The 17,949-nt window shown below is 63.5% G+C and carries 11 protein-coding genes and 2 tRNA genes; 4 read left to right on the forward strand and 9 right to left on the reverse strand.

Annotation, left to right across the window (positions count from 1 at the left end; all coding sequences use genetic code 11):
• Window positions 1-140 precede the first annotated feature (140 nt).
• Complete coding sequence (locus tag ACWA13_RS12285; RefSeq protein ID WP_463934461.1) at window positions 141-1,718, reverse strand: S1C family serine protease; 1,578 nt, start codon at window positions 1,716-1,718, stop codon at window positions 141-143.
• A 294-nt stretch (window positions 1,719-2,012) separates the two neighbouring features.
• Between ACWA13_RS12285 and ACWA13_RS12290 the strand changes: the two genes are divergently transcribed.
• Both ACWA13_RS12290 and ACWA13_RS12295 read left to right on the forward strand, forming a co-directional pair.
• Window positions 2,013-4,058, forward strand: a complete 2,046-nt coding sequence (locus tag ACWA13_RS12290; protein WP_463934463.1) for a TPM domain-containing protein — start codon at window positions 2,013-2,015, stop codon at window positions 4,056-4,058.
• 117 nt (window positions 4,059-4,175) lie between these two features.
• The gene (locus ACWA13_RS12295; RefSeq protein WP_463934465.1) at window positions 4,176-4,976 is read left to right on the forward strand and encodes a PspA/IM30 family protein; all 801 of its coding nucleotides are present in this window, start codon (window positions 4,176-4,178) and stop codon (window positions 4,974-4,976) included.
• 75 nt (window positions 4,977-5,051) lie between these two features.
• Here the strand turns inward: ACWA13_RS12295 and ACWA13_RS12300 are convergent, their stop codons facing one another.
• From ACWA13_RS12300 to ACWA13_RS12320, 5 genes are all read right to left on the reverse strand, one after another.
• The gene (locus ACWA13_RS12300; RefSeq protein WP_463934467.1) at window positions 5,052-5,999 is read right to left on the reverse strand and encodes a cytochrome b/b6 domain-containing protein; all 948 of its coding nucleotides are present in this window, start codon (window positions 5,997-5,999) and stop codon (window positions 5,052-5,054) included.
• Between the two features lie 137 nt (window positions 6,000-6,136).
• A tRNA-Met gene (locus ACWA13_RS12305) sits at window positions 6,137-6,210 on the reverse strand.
• 147 nt (window positions 6,211-6,357) lie between these two features.
• A tRNA-Met gene (locus ACWA13_RS12310) sits at window positions 6,358-6,431 on the reverse strand.
• Window positions 6,432-6,588: 157 nt separating this feature from the next.
• A complete protein-coding gene (locus tag ACWA13_RS12315) occupies window positions 6,589-9,594 on the reverse strand; it encodes a UPF0182 family membrane protein (RefSeq protein WP_463934469.1) in 3,006 nt (1,001 codons plus the stop codon).
• A gap of 134 nt (window positions 9,595-9,728) precedes the next feature.
• A complete protein-coding gene (locus ACWA13_RS12320) occupies window positions 9,729-10,907 on the reverse strand; it encodes a YlbL family protein (RefSeq protein WP_463934471.1) in 1,179 nt (392 codons plus the stop codon).
• A gap of 221 nt (window positions 10,908-11,128) precedes the next feature.
• Between ACWA13_RS12320 and ACWA13_RS12325 the strand changes: the two genes are divergently transcribed.
• Window positions 11,129-12,580, forward strand: coding sequence for a zinc-dependent metalloprotease (locus ACWA13_RS12325; RefSeq protein WP_463934473.1), 1,452 nt, complete (start codon window positions 11,129-11,131; stop codon window positions 12,578-12,580).
• Here the strand turns inward: ACWA13_RS12325 and ACWA13_RS12330 are convergent.
• Genes ACWA13_RS12330 through nudC form a run of 3 tightly spaced genes read right to left on the reverse strand, consistent with a single transcriptional unit; the run spans window position 12,577 to window position 16,483 of the window.
• A complete protein-coding gene (locus tag ACWA13_RS12330; protein WP_463934474.1) occupies window positions 12,577-13,239 on the reverse strand; it encodes a M48 metallopeptidase family protein in 663 nt (220 codons plus the stop codon). The genes ACWA13_RS12325 and ACWA13_RS12330 overlap by 4 nt on opposite strands.
• A complete protein-coding gene (locus ACWA13_RS12335; protein ID WP_463934475.1) occupies window positions 13,236-15,395 on the reverse strand; it encodes an ATP-dependent DNA helicase UvrD2 in 2,160 nt (719 codons plus the stop codon). The genes ACWA13_RS12330 and ACWA13_RS12335 overlap by 4 nt, the downstream gene beginning before the upstream one ends.
• 38 nt (window positions 15,396-15,433) lie before the next feature.
• On the reverse strand, window positions 15,434-16,483 hold the full coding sequence (nudC, locus tag ACWA13_RS12340) for an NAD(+) diphosphatase (RefSeq protein WP_463934477.1): 1,050 nt from the start codon (window positions 16,481-16,483) through the stop codon (window positions 15,434-15,436).
• 144 nt (window positions 16,484-16,627) lie between these two features.
• Between nudC and ACWA13_RS12345 the strand changes: the two genes are divergently transcribed.
• Window positions 16,628-17,935 carry a macrolide 2'-phosphotransferase gene (locus tag ACWA13_RS12345; RefSeq protein ID WP_463934479.1) on the forward strand — a complete coding sequence of 436 codons (1,308 nt, stop codon included), beginning with the start codon at window positions 16,628-16,630 and terminating at the stop codon, window positions 17,933-17,935.
• The last annotated feature ends 14 nt before the right edge of the window (window positions 17,936-17,949 follow it).

Here is a 17,949-nt window from a genome sequence, read left to right on the forward strand (position 1 = left end):
GACATGTTCCCGCCCGCGTTAACGCCCATGTCTCGCCGGCAGGTCTCCAGGCAACGCCCGACGGCGGCAACCCCCTTCTGGAAGGAAGTCGCCGCCGTCGGGCCTTGCTTTTCAGGTCGGCCCGGGGGCCGCCTGACCTGTCAGTTTTCGGCAGTTCCGAGAGTGACGTCCAGGGTCTGTTCCTGGCCGTTCCGTAACACCGTCACCTTGACCTCCGCACCGCCCGCTTGTTCCCGGACTGCCGCGGTGAGCTGGTTCGGCTCACCGACCGCCCGGTCGTTCAGCCGGGTGATGACGTCGCCGACTTTGATGCCGGCCTTGTCCGCAGCTGACCCCCTTTCCACAGTGGCTACTTCGGCGCCTACTGAGAACTCCGAGGGGGTCGAGGAAGCAGTCTTTCCCTTCACGCTGACGCCAAGCTGGCCGTGACTGGCCTCGCCATTGTCCACAATTTCCTGGGCAATGCGCTTGGCATGGTTGATCGGGATGCTGAAGCCGACTCCGATGTTGCCCGTGCTCGAGGAAGCCTCGGAGCCCGCAGAAGCGATCGCAACATTGACGCCGATGACCTCGCCCTTGCTGTTCACGAGCGCGCCGCCTGAGTTGCCGGGGTTGATCGCCGCGTCCGTCTGGATGACGTTGATGGCGATCGAACTGCTGGCCGCGTTCGGTGTACCTCCCCCGGGCGGGGCGAACTGGAAGCCTTCGCCGTCCTCACCTTCGGTCTCATCGCCGTTTTCCGGGGCAGCGGCAGAGGCAACACTGATGGTCCGGTTCAACGTGGATACGATGCCGTCGGTAACGGTGCCAGTGAGGCCCAACGGGGAACCAATGGCAATGGCAGTATCACCGACGTTGAGGGCGCTTGAATCACCCAAAGTGGCAGGGGTCAGGCCGGAAGGATCCTTGGCCTTGATCACAGCCAAATCGGACAACGGGTCTGTTCCCACCAAGGTAGCCGCGATAACGCGGCCGTCCGAGGTGCGGATTTCAAGATTCGCGTTCGCCGTAGCGCCATCCAGCGTGACCACGTGGGTGTTGGTCAGGATATGGCCTTCATCATCCAGGACGATGCCGGAGCCCGTGCCGCCTTGACCTCCGCTACTGGCGCTGATGGTTACCACGCTCGGCGTTGCCTTCAGGGCCGCCGCTGTGATCTCGTTGACGCTGTCCGTGTTGTTGACGATCACGGTTTCCTGCCGCGAGCTGCCGCTGAGGGGTGCACTGGTGTTGTCGAAACCGTTCCCGAGGCCCACCGCCGCGACGCCGCCACCCACCAGGCCGGCCGCCAGGATGCTGGCCACCAGGGTACCGACCCCGAAGGCTGCCTTGCGCTTGGGCTGGGTGTACGCGGGGCCAAAGCTGCTTCCCGGAGTTGAATGCTGCTGCCCGGGATATTGCTGGTGGGAGTATTGCTGGTTGAAGTACTGCTGGTTTGAGTGCCCAGGCGTCGCGCCCCGGGCAGCTGCGTGCTCCGGAGCTCCGAAAGGCTCCCGGGCCGGGTACTGGGGCTGCGGCTGGGACCATGAGCCCGTCGCTTCATCGCGCCGCTCGATGGGGACGGTGGGGTTCGGTACTGCGGAACTGTCAATCGGCGCTGTCGGGTTCTCTGCTGCCGCGTGGTTTTGACCGTCGCGGGCCGGTGCTGCCTTTTCAGGAACGTCGTTCACCGGACCGTCGTTTTCCGGTCGTTCGTCTTGCCTCGGGTTCTCAGTCATTGGAATTCCTCTCGTGCTCGTCTGCCATTAACTATGGACCCTCCTGCTGGGATCCGGGCGAGCATTTGCTGGAAGCTTCCTGAGAGCTTTTCAGGCCCGGCGCCGCTTTCAAGCCTCGTCCTGAAGGGTTTCGCTGGTGGCATATTCGGCGCTGTGGACGGGATATCCGGGGCACCATAGAATCAAATGGAATGCCACAGCGACCTGCGGCTACACACCTGCGCGGGGGCGCTGCTGGATTCTGCGACGACCGATTCGTCCCGGATCGGTGTCTGGCGTGCTGAAGGGTTGCACATGCGGTCAAAGTTCAAAGGTATTCTCGCCGTCCTCGGCCTTGCCGGTTTGCTGACGGTTCCGGCCGCTGCAGCCTGGGCTGAGGACCCCGTCACCCTGAATAAGGACACCAAGATCGTGGACTCCGCGGGAGTCCTGGGTGGTCGCGCGGGTGAGGTCGAAGAGGCCATCAAGAAGCTGGGTACCGACCACTCGCTGATTCTCAATGTTGTGTTCGTGGACACCTTTGAGAATCCCAATGACCCTGAGCAGTGGACGGAGAAAGTTGCTACCGACGCCAGTCTCGGCTCCAACGCCCTGATTCTGGCTGTCGCAACTGAGGGCCGCCAGTACATCCTTGATGCGCCCAACAACAGTAAGATCACCCCCGAAAAGCGCCGCACTATCGAGTCTGAGGTGATCTTCCCGCAGCTTAACAACCAGGACTACGCCCAGGCCGCTATCGATGCCGCCGCCGGCGTCGGTAACGCTGCAGGGGGCGGCAAGGGCACTTTGGACGAATCGGGTAACGGCGCCGCAGTCCTGGTCGGAACCGGTGTGGTTGCAGCCGGCGGCGTAGGAACCTACCTCTACCTGCGCAACCGGCGGAAGAAGGCCGGCCAGGCCAACCAGAGCGCCGGCACCGGACATGTCGCGCAGGGGCAGAAGGCTGACCCGCTGGCCGGTCTCAGCATCGAGGACCTTCGCAAGAAGAGTGGTTCCCTGCTGATCGAAGCAGACAACGCCATCACCTCCAGTGAGCAGGAACTCGGCTTCGCGCAGGCACAATACGGGGATGCCGCCGTCGGAAACTTCACCAAGGCGTTGAAGGATGCCAAGGCGCATATGAGCGAGTCCTTCAAGCTGCAGCAGCAGCTGGACGATCACATCCCGGATACCGAAGAACAGCAGCGCAGCTGGCTAGGCGAAATTATTCGCCGTTCAGAGGCAGCAATGGCATCCCTCGAGGAGCAGAAGGCGGACTTCGATTCCCTCCGCGAACTGGAAAAGAACGCTCCCCGGGCACTCGCCAACGTTGAGGATGGACTGCAGAAGGCAGCGTCCAAGATCTCCGGCGCTGAGCAATCGCTCGAAATCCTGCGTACCAAGTACGCCGAAAGCGCCCTGGTCCAGGTATCGGACAACATCAGCCAGGCCAAGGAACGCATCGAATTCGTGCGCACCGCGGTTGGCTCGGGCAGGGAAAAGCTCGACGCCGGAGAGGCCGGACTGGCTGCAGTGGCCGTCCGTGCAGCTGAGGAAGGACTCCACCAGACCAACATCCTGCTTGATGCCATCACCAAGGTGTCCGGCAGCCTGGACGAGGCACACCGGGGACTCGAAGCAGCCGTAGTGGACACGTCCCAGGACCTCGCACAGGCACGGGCCATGGTCCAGTCGGGCGCTCATCCGGAGCTTGCAGGACCTGTGGCTGGAGTAGAAGCCGTTCTGGGCCAGGTGAAATCGGAAATCGACGGCGGCAAGATCGATCCGATCGCCACCCTGCAGCGCGTCGAAACCGCCCATCAGTCACTGGACCAGGCGCTGACAGGCATCCGTGACAAGCAGGAGCAGGCACGGCGCGCTCAGGCCTCCCTGCAGCAGGCCATCATGGCAGCGCAGGCCCAGATCAGCGCCACCTCGGATTACATCACCGCACGCCGTGGCGGCGTTGGTACAGAGGCCAGGACGCGTTTGGCGGAATCGCAGCGAAATCTCGACTATGCGCTGTCCATCTCCCGCACTGATCCGGTGACGGCACTCACCTACGCCCAGCAGGCGCACGCCCTTGCTGTGCAGGCGGCCCATTTGGCGCAAGCGGACGTCGACAATTTCGGTTACGGCAATCAGGGCTATGCCAACCAAGGCTACGGCGGCGGCATGTTCGGCGGCGGTGGCGGTGGCGGGCTCGGTGGAGCCATTCTTGGCGGCATCCTCATTAACTCCATTCTTGGCGGCGGCGGTGGCTGGGGCGGCGGACACAGCGACGGCGGCGGAGGCGGCGATTGGGGCGGAGATGGCGGCGGCGGCTGGGGCGGGGACTCCGGCGGCGGCGGTGATTTCTAGCCCCCGGGCTTAACAGAACCAGCGTTGGGTGGCCCCGGCTGCGCAACGTGTAGAAGCGGTACAACAACTGATCACTGATTTCAGTGGCCACCACTGAGCGGGACGAAAGGCAACATCATGGTTAAGCAGTCCATCTTCGGCCGAATTTCACAGCTGGCAAAAGCGAACATCAATTCGCTGCTGGACAACGCCGAGGATCCCCAGAAAATGCTGGACCAGATGGTCCGCGACTACACCAATAACATTGCCGAGGCTGAATCGGCCGTAGCTCAGACCATTGGCAACCTTCGAATGCTGCAGGACGACTACCGCGAGGACGTCAAGAACGCACAGGATTGGGGCAACAAAGCGCTGGCCGCTTCACGGAAGGCAGATGAGCTCCGCGGCAGCGGCAATGCAGCGGACGCGCAGAAGTTCGACAACCTCGCAAAGGTCGCCCTGCAGCGTCAGATGGCCGCCGAGAACGAAGCGAAAGGCGCAGAGCCCAGCATCGCTTCGCAGGAAGAGGTAGTGGAGAAGCTCAAGACCGGCCTGGACCAGATGAAGGGCAAGCTGAACCAGCTCACCAGCAAGCGCAACGAACTGGTGGCGCGTTCCAAGACAGCCGCCGCGCAGTCCCAGGTCCACGATGCCATCAAGAGCATCGACATCCTGGACCCCACCAGCGAGGTCGGCCGCTTCGAAGAAAAGATCCGCCGCGAAGAAGCCAAGGTGCGGGGACAGCAGGAGCTTGCCTCGTCCAGCCTCGACGCCCAGTTCAACCAGCTGGAGGACCTCGGCGAGCAGGTCGAAATTGAGGCCCGCCTGGCCGCTCTGAAGAACGGCGGCGCCAAACCCGCCATTGGCGCAGCAGGCGCGTCAGGGGCAGCCCAGGCCAGCGGCAGCACCGTTGACGAAGCAGATTTCGACAAGCTGTAGGCAGCACGACGCCTCACAAGAAGAGGACCGGAATTCGTAAGAATCCCGGTCCTCTTCTTTGCTGGCTGCAGGGGCCTAGCGGCTGACCTTGCCCATCAGCGAAGCGATGGGCCGAAGGAAAATGGGCTTCGCCAGGAACCACGCGGCTGCCATGACTGCTACCGACGCGAGGAACAACCAGAGGCCCAGCCAGCCCTCGCCGTCCGTACCCGCGTACATGTGGTTGAGGTTGCGCAGTGCCCCTGTGGCAAGGACCAGGAAGACGTGGACAACGATAAACGCCACGAAGTAGATCATGACCGGGAAATGCACCGCACGGGCCACTTCGATCGGATAGGCGCGGTTGAGGCCTTTGGCCTTGGCCGGCCAGGCTGCGGACATCCGAAGGCCGGTGATGAACGCCAGCGGGGCCGCGATAAACACAGTGGCGAAGTAGGCCAGGAGTTGCAGGGCGTTGTAGTTGATCCAACCGTTCTCGGTGGGCCAGTTCAGCGAAGCGTATTGCAGCGCCGCTGAAAGGGCATTGGGGAACACATCCCAACTGGTGGGAACGATCCTCATCCACTGGCCTGTGGCAAAGAGCAAAATGGCAAATACGACGCCATTGATGATCCACAACACATCCAACAGCAGGTGGAACCACAATTCGAGCGTGATGGTGGTGGGCGGCCTCTTGGTGCGCAGGAGACCCTTATTGTTCCGGGTCCAGCGGCCGCTGGGCCGCGTGGTGGTCCGGACCTGCCAACCTGAGCGGATAATCAGCAGCAGGAAGAACCCGTTCAGGAAATGCTGCCACCCCAGCCAAGCCGGAAATCCTACGGGAGCGCCCTCAGGGAGGCTGCTGTGCCCGGGATACTCCTGCAGGAACGCCGCTACCGGGTCCAGGGTTACCAGCCACCTGGCCAGCAGCACCAGCAGGACCAGTGCCACCAGCGCCCCCGGCACGCCCCAATAGAGCTTGGACCTGCGGCTCTGGGTGGATCTGCTGCTCAGGGTGCCCGGCTTCTTCGCGGGTGTGGACATTGAAGCATTCCTCTCGAGAACGGCCCACCGAAGCTACCAATCCGGCGGGTCCCTGCCAACGAGAATACTAGGAACCAGGGGAAGCTCTAAAAGAATGGCCCCGCCGGCGTAATGCCTGACAGGACCATTCATTCTTGTTGCGGGGGCAGGATTTGAACCTGCGACCTCTGGGTTATGAGCCCAGCGAGCTACCGAACTGCTCCACCCCGCGTCGCTCGAACAACACTACCCTAGTTTCGGGACACACCCGACCACTTGCTGGTGCCGCCACCAACCCGCACCGGAAACACCATGAACACCGTGCTTAAACGCAAGAGGTCCGGAAGCTGTTTCCAACTTCCGGACCTCTTGTTTTCAGTTGCGGGGACAGGATTTGAACCTGTGACCTCTGGGTTATGAGCCCAGCGAGCTACCGAACTGCTCCACCCCGCGTCGCACTTATAACTCTACCAACAGGTAAACATTGAGCCAAATCGAGGCGCCGTGATGTGCGTCTCCACCCCCGCCCCGGGCGAAACGACCGCGGCCCCGCCGGTCTCTCAAAGACCGGCGGGGCCGCCGTGATGCTTTCTACTGGTCAGCTGTGTAATCAGCTGCCGGGAGCCGCACTCTCCGTGGGCGTCGGTGTGGCAGTAGGTGTGGCTGCAGCCGCGGGATCAGCCGCGGCCGCTTCCAGTCTGGCCTCCGCGTCCAAAGCCCTCTCGAGCGCCTCTGAGAGCCGCTTCTGCTGCTCGCCGTAGCCTGCGAAGTCACCGCCCGCCAATGCCGTCTGTCCGGCCTGGATAGCCGCATTGGCCTCTTCCAGCGCCGCCTTCAGGTCAGCACGGGCGTCGTCCGTAGCCGCGCCCGGTGCTGTCGGATCAGCGGGAGTCTGGCCGGTGTTGTCCGAGTCGCCGGCGGCGGCACCTGAATCGCCACCGAACAGCTGGTCGAGGGCTTGATCCAGCGTCGGCGCGAAGCCGATCTTGTCGCCAAAGGCAACAAGCACCCGCTGCAACGTCGGGTAGGACGTTTCACCGGTGGACTGGAGATACACGGGCTGTACGTAGAGGAAACCGCCGCCAACCGGAAGGGTCAGCAGGTTGCCGTTCAGCACCTCCGAAGCGCCTTGGCGCAACAGGTTCAACGCCTGGGACACCGTGGGATCCGAGTTGAATTTGTTCTGCGCCTGGCCCGGACCCGGCACCTGCGTTTCCGGCGGGATCTGCAGCAACCGCAGCTTGCCATACCCCTCGGCCTTGACGCCCGCCTGGTTTCCGGCGTCGGAGTCAGCGGCGAGGAAGCCGTACAGGATGTTGCGTGCGTTCCCCTCTCCCGCGTTCTGCGGGATGAACCCGGACGTGAGCTGGAAAGCGGGGGCTTCCTGATCCGGCATCTGCAGCGACATATAGAACGGCGGCTGCTTGATCGGATTTTGCGGAGTGCTCTCCACGGTGGGGTCGGCAGGAACGCTCCAGACGTCGTCGCCCTTGAACAGGCTGACGGGATCTGTCACGTGGTACCTGCCGAGCAACTCGCGCTGCACCTTGAAGAGGTCCTCCGGGTACCGGACGTGGCTCATGACGTCGGCAGTCATCTCCGAGTAAGGCTTGATATTGGCGGGAAAGACCTTCTGCCAGGCCTTGAGAATAGGATCCTGGTCGTCCCAGGCAAAGAGTTCAACGCTGCCGTCGTACGCATCAACTGTGGCCTTCACGGAGTTCCTGATGTAGTTCACCGTGCTGTTCGGCAGTGCCGCACTGCGGCCGGAAGTTGTCTGGGAATCGGCGGTGGCGGCGGACAGCTGCGCCTGCTCTGAGTACGGGAAGTACTGGCTGGTGGTGTAACCGTCAACGATCCACTTGATGCGGTCGTCCACGATTGCCGGGTACGCATTGCCGTCCACCGTCAGATAAGGGGCAACCTTTTGAACGCGTTCGCGCGGCGTGCGGTCATAAAGGATCTGGGATTCGGAGTTAACCGCATCGGACAACAGCAGGTCCGTGGACTGGAACTTGATGGCGTAGAGCACCTTGTTGAAGAAGCTGCCCACCTCGGGCCCGCCGTCGCCCTCGAAAGTGTACTGGGTGTCCTGCTGGCCCTCTTCACCTGACGGGCGGTCCTGCTCACGTTTGGGCGCGCCCTCCGGAGCGCCAACCACGGAGTAATCCACGGTGTTTTCGCCAAAGTAGACGCGTGGTTGATAACTGCCCTCATCACCCAGGACGCCACTGGTGGGGATGCCGGACTGCAGGAAGTCAGGCTTTCCGTCCGCGGTAAACTTGTTCCCCTTCGCGGCAACTACGCCGTAGCCGTGCGTGTACACGGCATGCTCGTTCAGCCACGACGTAGTCCCCAGACCGTCTGTATTAAGTTCCCGCACAGCGATAACAGTGTCCTGCACCTTACCGTCAACCTCATAGCGGTCAACGTTCAGTGCCTCCGGGAACTGGTAGTACGGCCGGTATTGCTCCAACTGACTGAACGCATCGGAGATCAGGTTGGGGTCCAGGAGCCGGATGTTGGCGGTAGTCTGCGCATCTTGAGCCAGGGCTCCGGATTCCGCCGTAGTGGTGGCGTTGTAACGCTGCATTTCTATCTGGTCAAGGCCGTAGGCGGCGCGGGTGAGTTCGATGTTCCGCCCGATGTACTTCTCTTCCAGGGTCTGCTCTGACGGTGTCACCTGGAACTGCTGGATAACCCACGGGTAGACCCCGCCCGCCAGGATGGATGTGATGATCAGCATGGCCGTGCCAATGATGGGGAGGCGCCACTTGCCGATGACAGCTGCGGCGATGAACAGCACCGCCACCAGGATGGCCGCCACGGCCAGGATGGACTTGGTGGGAATCACGGCGTGAACGTCGGTATACAGCGCACCGGCCCACTTACCGTTGTCGCCCTGCACGGTGGCGAAGCGGTCCAACCAGAAGTTGGCGCCCAGCAGCAGGAGGAAGGCGGCGCCGGCAACCGCGATGTGGATCTGCGCAGCACGGCTGGTGAAAATGCCGCGCTCCATCAGGCGGATGCTGCCGTAGAGGTAATGCGTGAGCAATCCGGCGATGCCGGCTACTACTACCACGCTGATCAGGAATCCCGTGATAAAGCCCAGGAACGGGAGCGTCATGAGGTAGAAGCTGATGTCCATGTTGAATTCAGGATCGGCCTTACCGAAGGGTTCCTGGTTGAAGAACAACAGCACCCTCTGCCACTGACTGGCCGCAGCACTGCCGGCGAACAGCCCGAAGACGACGGGCACACCGATCATCACAACCCGACGGACCGGCTCGAGCTGCGCCTGGTAACGGTTGAGGCTGTCCCGCACCTCGGAATCGGGGGCATAGATGGGACGGGCGCGGTAGGCAATCCGGACGGCAAAGAAGACTGCCGTGAACATCAGGGCGAAGCCGGCAACAAAAATGCCAATCCGGGCCAGGTTCTGGGTCAGGAAGACTTCCACGAACCCCAACTGGCGGTACCACAAAACGTCTGTCCAGACGTTGGCGAAGAAAATGAAGCCGATCACGATGGCGGCTACAACGGTCAGCGTGGGCGTCAGCGCGCCGCGTCTGGCAGGGGATCTTCCGGGCGGGGGTGTTGCAGCAGGACGGGACAAACTCGATACCTCATAGCTGGTTGTCTATTTACAGTTGAGCGTGCGGCGGAACAACTACTGTGGCGGTGTATCAGGGAAGGCAATAGCCGTCATCATTGGTACGAGCGGCGGCGCAGCTTAGTTCCGGACTTAGTCTAGTTGCTGGCGCAGGCGGGCAGGTCTGCCGTTCCGGCACCGGACGCTGCCGATTCCACAGCCTGCCGGGCATCCTCAAGTGTCTCCACCCTGACCACCTGGAGGCCGTCCGGTACCTGCCCCACGACTTCATCGCAGTTGCCTGCCGGTGCAAGGAACATCGTCGCCCCGTTTGAGCGGGCACCGATCATCTTCTGCCCAATGCCGCCAATCGCGCCCACCTGTCCCTCTGGGGAGATGGTGCCTGTTCCGGCAATGTGCTCCCCCCCGGTGAGACTGCCGGGAGTCAGGGTGTCCACGATGCCCAGTGCGAACATCAGTCCAGCGCTCGGCCCGCCCACCTGCTCCAGCGAAATGGTGACATCAACGGGGAAAGTAAAGCGGTACTTGAGCATGACACCCAAAACGTAATTGCCGGCGTCGTTCTTCATGGGTGTTACCGTGACCGGGACCGGACTGCCGGACCGTTCGACGACGAGCATCACCTCCCGCCCGGTACCCGCTGCAAGTTCGTCCTGGATGTCAGAGAGCGCTGTGACGGCTTTGCCGTTGATGCTCAGAAAGACGTCATCGGCCTGGAGTTTGCCTTCCGAAGGTGAACCGTCGGAGAACCCGGCGGCCTGGAGTTCCTGTTCAAAAGGAATGCGGAGTTCGTTGAGGGCGGCGGCTACCGCATTTTCCTGCGACGACGCCATGGCCGCGGCACTTTGTTCTGCTGATTCTTCCCTGGTTACCTCAGTGGGATAAATCAGTTCCTCGGGATAAACGCCCTTTCGCGGATCCAGCCACGCGGAGAACGCACCGAGGATGGTTACCGGCCCGTTCGGACCGCCATCGACATAGACGGTGGTGAGGTCCAGCCTGCCCTCGGCCGGATAAACTTCCTTGCCGCTCACGCTGATGACGGGGCGGCCGCCGTCCGTGGCCAGGGTATTGAAGGTTGGCCCGGGTGATTCAACGACGTAGGGCACCGGCAGCGTCCCGACGGCTAAGGCAAGGACCAAAGCTGCCACACCGGACAGCACCATGGCGCCGAAACGCGCGTCCCGTCCTGCAGTGCTTCCTCCAGGACCGCCGGCACCAGGAGGAAGAGCCCGCCGCCGTCCCCTGACGCCGCCGCCGACGTGGGGCCCATCCGATGCGTCCCCAGCGGCATGATCTCCGCGTGTGATAGTCATTCCAGTGCCTCTCCTCGCCGCCGGACCGGCCGACGGCGGCAGCGCTCCGGGCGGCTGCCCGGCAACGGTTTGCTTCCGAATCAAGCCTACGTGCCGATCGGGTGCATTCTTTGCGGTGCATTCTTTGCCATGAGCGAACGTGCACGTTTTCCACAGACAGCGGCACCGGCACCGGGGTACCGTGAAAGTGATCAACAGGCACCTCTAGGATCGGCAGGACCATGACCTCCAACCCCCTCAATCCATCTGACGGTGATGACAACCCGAAGGATCCGCTGGCTGAAATGCTGCAGAACCTGATGGGCGGTAAAGGCATGGAAAACATTGACGCCGCGGAAATCGCCCGGGCAGCAGGCCTGCCGGACGATCCCAATCTTCTGGCCCAGATGTTCTCCCAGGTCCAGGCCATGATGAGTGCGCCCTCCGAGGGACCCGTGAACTGGCAGCTGGCCCACGAGAACGCGCGCCGCGTTGCCGCCACGGGCTCCGACCCTTCCGTCACCACACAGCAGTCCCGCGACGTGGACGAGGCGCTTAGGTTAGCCGAACTATGGCTGGACCCGGTGACCGGGCTGCCCGCCACCGGCCTCATTGGGCGCGCCTGGTCGCGGGCCGAGTGGGTCGAAGCCACCCTGGGAACCTGGAAACGCCTCACCGAGCCCGTCGCCAACAGCATTGCCAACGCACTGTCCTCTGCCATGACACAGCAGATGCCCGAGGAAATGAAGTCCATGATGGGCGGGGCCTCGTCCATGCTGCAGAATATGGGCGGCGCCATCTTCGGCATGCAGCTTGGCCAGGCCATCGGCGCGCTGTCCGCTGAAGTTGTCAGCTCCACGGACATCGGTGTTCCGCTGGCTGACTTGGAGATGGCACTGCTTCCGTCCAATGTGGCCAAGTTCGGATCAGGATTGAGCGTGCCTGAGAACGATATCCGGCTGTTCCTCGCCGTCCGCGAGGCGGCCCACGCCCGGTTGTTCGTGCAGGTTCCGTGGCTGCGCGGCCATCTGCTGGGCGCCATCGAGGCGTACGCGCGGGGAATCCACATCGATATGTCCCGCATTGAAGAGCTGGCGCGCGACCTCGATCCCGGCAACCCCGAGGGGATCCAGGAGGCCCTGTCCCAGGGTGTCTTCATGCCGCAGCGCACCCCTGCCCAAGAGCAGGCTCTCGAAAAACTGGAAACAGCGCTGGCCCTGGTGGAAGGCTGGGTGGACGAACTCACGGCAGCGGCCACTGAGAACGTGCTCCCCTCCTCCGCGGCCCTTCGCGAAACCGTGCGGCGCCGCCGCGCAACCGGCGGCCCTGCAGAACATGCCTTTGCCTCCCTGGTTGGCCTGGAACTGCGGCCCCGCCGGCTGCGCGAGGCCGCAACACTGTGGGCAACACTCAAGGAAGAACGCGGGATAGAAGGCCGGGACGCTATCTGGCAGCACCCGGACCTGCTTCCCACCGCCCAGGACCTGGACGATCCGAAGGGCTTCAGCTCGCGGCGTGCCTTGGCCGAAGCCAGCGCGACCGAAGTTGACGATGCGTTGCAGAAACTGCTCAGCGGGGGCTTTGATTCGCAGTCGGATGCCGCCGGGGACACCACGTCCGGGAACGAAAACGGTGATTCGGACGGCAACCCAGACGATGGCTCAGCCGATGAAGGCCAGGCCGGCAACAACTAGCCGGCTGCGCAGTCCGCGTCGGCTCCTGGACCGCCCTCCAGGGCGCCTTCGTGGGGCCCGCCGGCATCGGCGTCGCGGTCCAGACCGCGGCCGGTGGCGAACGACACGCCTTCCAGGAAGGCCTTAGCCCTTTCCGTGTGTGGGTAGGCCTCTAGGAGCTTCCAGAACGCGGCGTTGTGGCCTGCCACCAGAAGGTGTGCCAACTCGTGGAGCAACACGTAGTCGATCACCCACTGCGGCATAGGCTGGAGCTTATGGGAAAGCCGGATGGTTCCCTCGGAGGGTGTGGCTGATCCCCAGCGCGAATTCTGATTCCGTACCCAGCGCACGGACGATGGCACCGCTCGGCCGTCCAGATAGTGCCGTGACAGTTCGGCAGCATGTTCGGCGAGGGCGGCGTCACTGGGAGCGCGGCGTGCTCCCTTGCCTGTTGGTGCCTTCCGACCCTGGCGGTGGAGCTTTTCCACCATCCGGGAGACCCACTCGGTTTCCTGGGCCAGGTTGAAGTGCGCGGGAATGGCTACGACTGCCTGCCCGTCTTCCCAGAAAGCGGCAACCGTACGGGTCCTGCGCGCGGAACGCCGCACCACCACCGAAGCACCGTCCTGCAGCCTCCGGAGCGTATCCCCTGCCGGCACGGCTACCCTGCGCGGGCTCACTCGCTGGTGCTTTCAGCCAGGATTTCCAGCACAGCCTCGCCGTACTTCTCCAGCTTGGACGGGCCAACGCCCGGCAGTTGGGCCAGCTGCTCAACGGTGGTGGGCTTTGCCTCTGCAATGGCCGTCAGCGTGGCATCGGTAAAGACCACGAACGCTGGTACGTCTGCTGCCAGGGCCGTGGCTTTGCGCCACTGCCGGAGGTCATCGAAAGTCTGTTCCTCGTAGCTGGGCGGGCACTGATTGCAACGGCCGACCTTACGTTCAGCCCCGCTGCCGAGCATGCTTCCGCACACCCGGCACATGGCAGGTGCGGCGGCGTTCCGCCGCGGAACCCGGGGCAGCGACCTGGCAGAACTTCCCGCAACTGAATCCGGACGGAGCCCGTCCAGGAACCGTGAGGGTTTACGGTTGGCACGGCCACCTGGCGTCCTTGCCGTAGACCAGGACAGGGACAGGAACTCGCGTGCCCTGGTGATTCCCACATAAAGCAGCCTGCGTTCCTCGTCCACGCTTTCCGGTGTGTCGGCAAAGGAGATCGGCATCAGGCCTTCGCTCAGCCCTACCAGGAAGACTGCGTCCCATTCGAGGCCCTTGGCCGCGTGCAGCGACGCCAGGGTGACACCCTGGACGGTGGGGGCATGCTGGGCCAGCGAGCGTTCCTGCAACTCATTGACGAAGTCTGCAAGGCCAAACTCCGGCCCGCGGGACTGCGAAAGTTCATCTGCCAGCGCCACCAGCGCGGCCAGTGACTCCCACCGCTCCCGGGAGGCGCCGCCGCTGTGCGGTGCGGCGTCGGTGTAGCCGAGCGAGGCCACAATGTCCCGGACGATCTGGCCCAGGGGTTCAGGAGCCCCTGATTCGGCCACCGCACGCGTGGCGGCCCGAAGCTGCAGGATAGCGTCCCGGACTTCCTTGCGGGCAAAAAACCGCTCACCGCCGCGCAACTGATAGCCGATTCCGGCGGAAGCCAGAGCCTGTTCATACGCCGCGGACTGGCCGTTGGTGCGGAACAGGACGGCAGTCTCGCTGGCGAGCGTACCGGCGTCGAGCAGTGTTTGGATTTGCTGGGCAACAGCGGCGGCTTCCGCTTCATCGTCCGTGCATTCCATGAACTTGGGTTCCGGGCCGGCAGGCCGCTGTGCCACCAGCTGCAGCGGAGTGGCCCACGCGGCGTCAGCAACGGAACCCCCGCTGCGGCGCCCGGCCAGCAGGTTGTTGGCCAGTTTCACCACCTGCGGAGTGGAACGGTAGTCACGGATGAGCTTGACGACGGCTGCATCAGGGTACTTGGCCTTGAAGCCCAGCAAGTGCTGAGGTGAAGCACCTGTGAAGGAATAGATCGTCTGGCTTGCGTCGCCCACTACACAGAGCTCATCGCGACCCCCAAGCCAGAGATCCAGCAACCGTTGCTGGAGTGGCGAGACATCCTGGTACTCGTCCACTACGAAGTGGCGGTACTGTTCCCGCACTGTGGCCGCCACCTTGGCATCCTCCTGGAGGATGCCAACGGTGATCAGCAGGACGTCCTCGAAGTCAATGATGTTGCGGTCGGTTTTCAGGTCTTCGTAGGCCTGGAACACCCGGGCCACCGCGGTAAGGTCAAAGCCGCCTGGCGTCCCGCGGTCCTGCGCTTTTTCGAGGTAGTTGGCGGGCGTGAGCATAGAAACCTTTGCCCACTCGATCTCCGAAGCGAGGTCGCGGATCGAGGCGCGGTCAGTGGTAAGCCGAAGCCGGCGGGCGGCCTCGGCGATGACACTGGCCTTGTGGTCCAGCAGATTGGGCAGTTGGCCACCCACCGCTTGGGGCCAGAAGAACTGGAGCTGCCGGAGAGCCGCCGCATGGAAGGTGCGGGCCTGAACGTTGCCGACGCCAAGGTCTCGCAGCCGGCTCCTCATCTCAGCCGCCGCCCGTGCTGTGAACGTCACGGCCAGCAGCCGTTGGGGAGCCAGGACACCGGAGTGGACACCATAGGCGATGCGGTGTGTGATGGCCCGGGTCTTGCCGGTTCCCGCCCCGGCCAGGACACAGAGCGGGCCCCTCAGCGTTGTTGCCACCTCCCGCTGTTCAGCGTCGAGTCCGCCAAGGATGCGGTCCTCAAGCGAGGTGGTGCTGTCAATGCTCTCTGTGGTCACTCTGCTGCTCTGTCGGTTGGGCATGGATGGTCGTATGGTGCACTGCTGCGACGGGGACCCGGTCAGGCCACCGGCCCTGGTTCGGCGATCCGGCCGCCGTACCAGTGCTCTATCAGGGCCCTGGCAATGGAAATCCTGGAAGGGATCACAATCTCTCCCGCAAGGACAGCAGCCTGGAGTTCCGGGCGGGTGAACCAGCGTGCCCGGGTGACCTCAACGCCGTCGGGCCTTGCTTCGGTGTCTGCCGTGGTTGCGGTAAAGCCCAACATCAATGATGCCGGAAATGGCCAGGGTTGGGAGCCAAGGTACTGGCAGGCGGTGACCCGGACGCCCACTTCCTCTTGGATTTCCCGGATGACCGCCTGCTCCAGGGACTCCCCCGGTTCTACGAATCCCGCCAGCGTAGAGTGCATTTTGGTGTCCATGGGACCGCCGCCGCCAAGCAACAGCCGTCCGTCCGGCCCCACCACGGTGACGATAATCGCAGGATCGGTGCGCGGATAATGCTCGGAGTCATCTCCGGGGCAACGCCGTACCCAGCCCCCTGCCTCAACGGTGGTGCGCTTACCGCAGCGGGGGCAGTGGGTGTGGCCGGCATGCCAGTTGGCAATGGCGCTGGCCTCGACAAAAAGTGCGGTGTGCGTGGCATTCAATCTGCCGGCAACAGCACGGAAACCAAGCCATTGAGCGTGTTCCGGTGCACCGCTGACTTCTGCCGATAACGGCTCGGATAACACCACGACGACGATTTCCGTGGCCACCGGCAAATCGCTGCCGTCCAACGCCGAGCCAAGGTAGATCAGCTCCCGGACCGGGGTTCGGGCTTCCTCAAGGCGGGACAGGAGGCCGGGTGCGTCCATCAGCACGAGACCGGATTCCGCTACCAGGGCCTCGCGCCCAGCCAGCACCATGGCAAGGGTTCCCGGCCGCGCAGCGGTCCCGGCCACCATGCCCGGCTTCATCCTGGCTGCCGAAGCACGGTCGATCAAGGCCGGGCGAACAGGCAACACGGTATTCACCAGATGATTGGCGCTTACCGGCTGCGGCGCTGACAGTTGCGAAACCGGCTGCCCTGGCACGGTTCCGGGTGCTGCAGGCTCTGATCGACTCATGCCTCCACCGTACTGACTCCCATGGACAATTCACATTCCACATCGGTCAGCCCACCGGCTCTCGAAGGGGGAGATTTGGCGCGGATCTTGAGACTCGCCGTCGCACCTCAGTGACTTGGCCGCCAGTCAATCTACCGTGGAATGGTGAGAAGAAAACCTATGGAACTTGCGGCTGTAGCCACCGCGGCAGTCCCCGGACTGACCCCGACGGCGGTAAGTTCCGCGCCGGACGACGCCGCCGACTTTGACTCGGCACTGCTGCTGGACTCCGAAGGAAAACGCTGGAAGGTCCGCTCACCCCGGCACCCCGAAGCCAGCGCACGGCTGGAAACCGAGTTCCTGGTGCTCCGGGCGTTCTCTCCCGCCATCCGCGCCGAGCTCCCGTTTCTCATGCCGACGGTAGCCGGAAAAGTCCGGCTTGGTTCTCTGAGCACTTTCGTCTACTCCCACCTCAACGGCACTACCCGGACGGTCGAAGACCTCACGTCCGGAAACGGTTCACTGGCACGGGAAATTGGATCCACCCTGGCAGCCATCCATGACCTGCCGCAGCCGCTGGTGAACAGCGCGGACCTTCCCAGCTATACCCCAAACGAATTCCGCCAGCGCCGGCTCAACGAACTGGACCAGGCCGCGACCACCGGCAAGATCCCCGGTGTACTCCTGCTGCGCTGGGAGCACGCCCTTGAGGATGTTTCCCTGTGGCGCTTTAACCCCTCCGTAGTCCATGGCGACCTTCACGAGGACAACCTGCTCGTCGACAACAACCGCGTCACGGCGGTCACCGGCTGGACGGATCTGCGCATCGGCGACCCCGCCGACGACTTTGCCTGGCTGGTAGCGTCCAACGAGCAGGACTTCATTGACACGGTGTTGAGGAGCTACACGGACACCCGGCGTGATGTGCCTGATCCGCATCTACTTCGCCGCGCGGCACTGTCCGCGGAATTCGCGTTGGCCCAATACCTGGTCAAGGCCGTCGCAGCGGCCGACACCGCGATGATCGCTGAAGCCGAAGACATGCTAAAGACCCTCGCGGAAGACATCACCCGGCACGGCGGCCAGCCGATCGGCGTGGAACCGCTGCGCGCCCCTGCCGTTCCGGCGGCTTCCGCATCCACTGAGGCCCCGGAAAGCTCCGCTGGGTCCGCGGCCTCCGGTGCCTCACCTGATAATGGAACGGTCGACGCCGCCACTGGGTCTGCGGCGAGAGCCCTCTCCATGGGGCAGGCCGCAGCACCGGTTCCGCCGGTGCTTGTCACACCTATTCCACTCACCGGGGTTCCGGCTGTCCAGGTTATGCCTGTCCCGGACGACGAGGCATCAGAACCGGCTGTCCAGGTCATGCCTGTCCCGGACGACGAGGCCTCAGAACCGGCGAAACGCGCCGCCGAAGACACGTCAACCGCCGCCCTCAGCATCGTCCCGGGCGGGCCGGGAAAAACGCCCTAGATTCCTGTCCGAGG

This window comes from Pseudarthrobacter sp. TRD_SC_9 (genome assembly GCF_055361265.1).

Bases quoted from the DNA above. Each gene is read 5' to 3' on its own strand.
- ACWA13_RS12285 (WP_463934461.1), bottom strand. From the start codon at position 1,718: ATGACTGAGAACCCGAGGCAAGACGAACGACCGGAAAACGACGGTCCG.
- ACWA13_RS12290 (WP_463934463.1), top strand. From the start codon at position 2,013: ATGCGGTCAAAGTTCAAAGGTATTCTCGCCGTCCTCGGCCTTGCCGGT.
- ACWA13_RS12295 (WP_463934465.1), top strand. From the start codon at position 4,176: ATGGTTAAGCAGTCCATCTTCGGCCGAATTTCACAGCTGGCAAAAGCG.
- ACWA13_RS12300 (WP_463934467.1), bottom strand. From the start codon at position 5,999: ATGTCCACACCCGCGAAGAAGCCGGGCACCCTGAGCAGCAGATCCACC.
- ACWA13_RS12320 (WP_463934471.1), bottom strand. From the start codon at position 10,907: ATGACTATCACACGCGGAGATCATGCCGCTGGGGACGCATCGGATGGG.
- ACWA13_RS12325 (WP_463934473.1), top strand. From the start codon at position 11,129: ATGACCTCCAACCCCCTCAATCCATCTGACGGTGATGACAACCCGAAG.
- ACWA13_RS12335 (WP_463934475.1), bottom strand. From the start codon at position 15,395: ATGCCCAACCGACAGAGCAGCAGAGTGACCACAGAGAGCATTGACAGC.
- nudC (WP_463934477.1), bottom strand. From the start codon at position 16,483: ATGAGTCGATCAGAGCCTGCAGCACCCGGAACCGTGCCAGGGCAGCCG.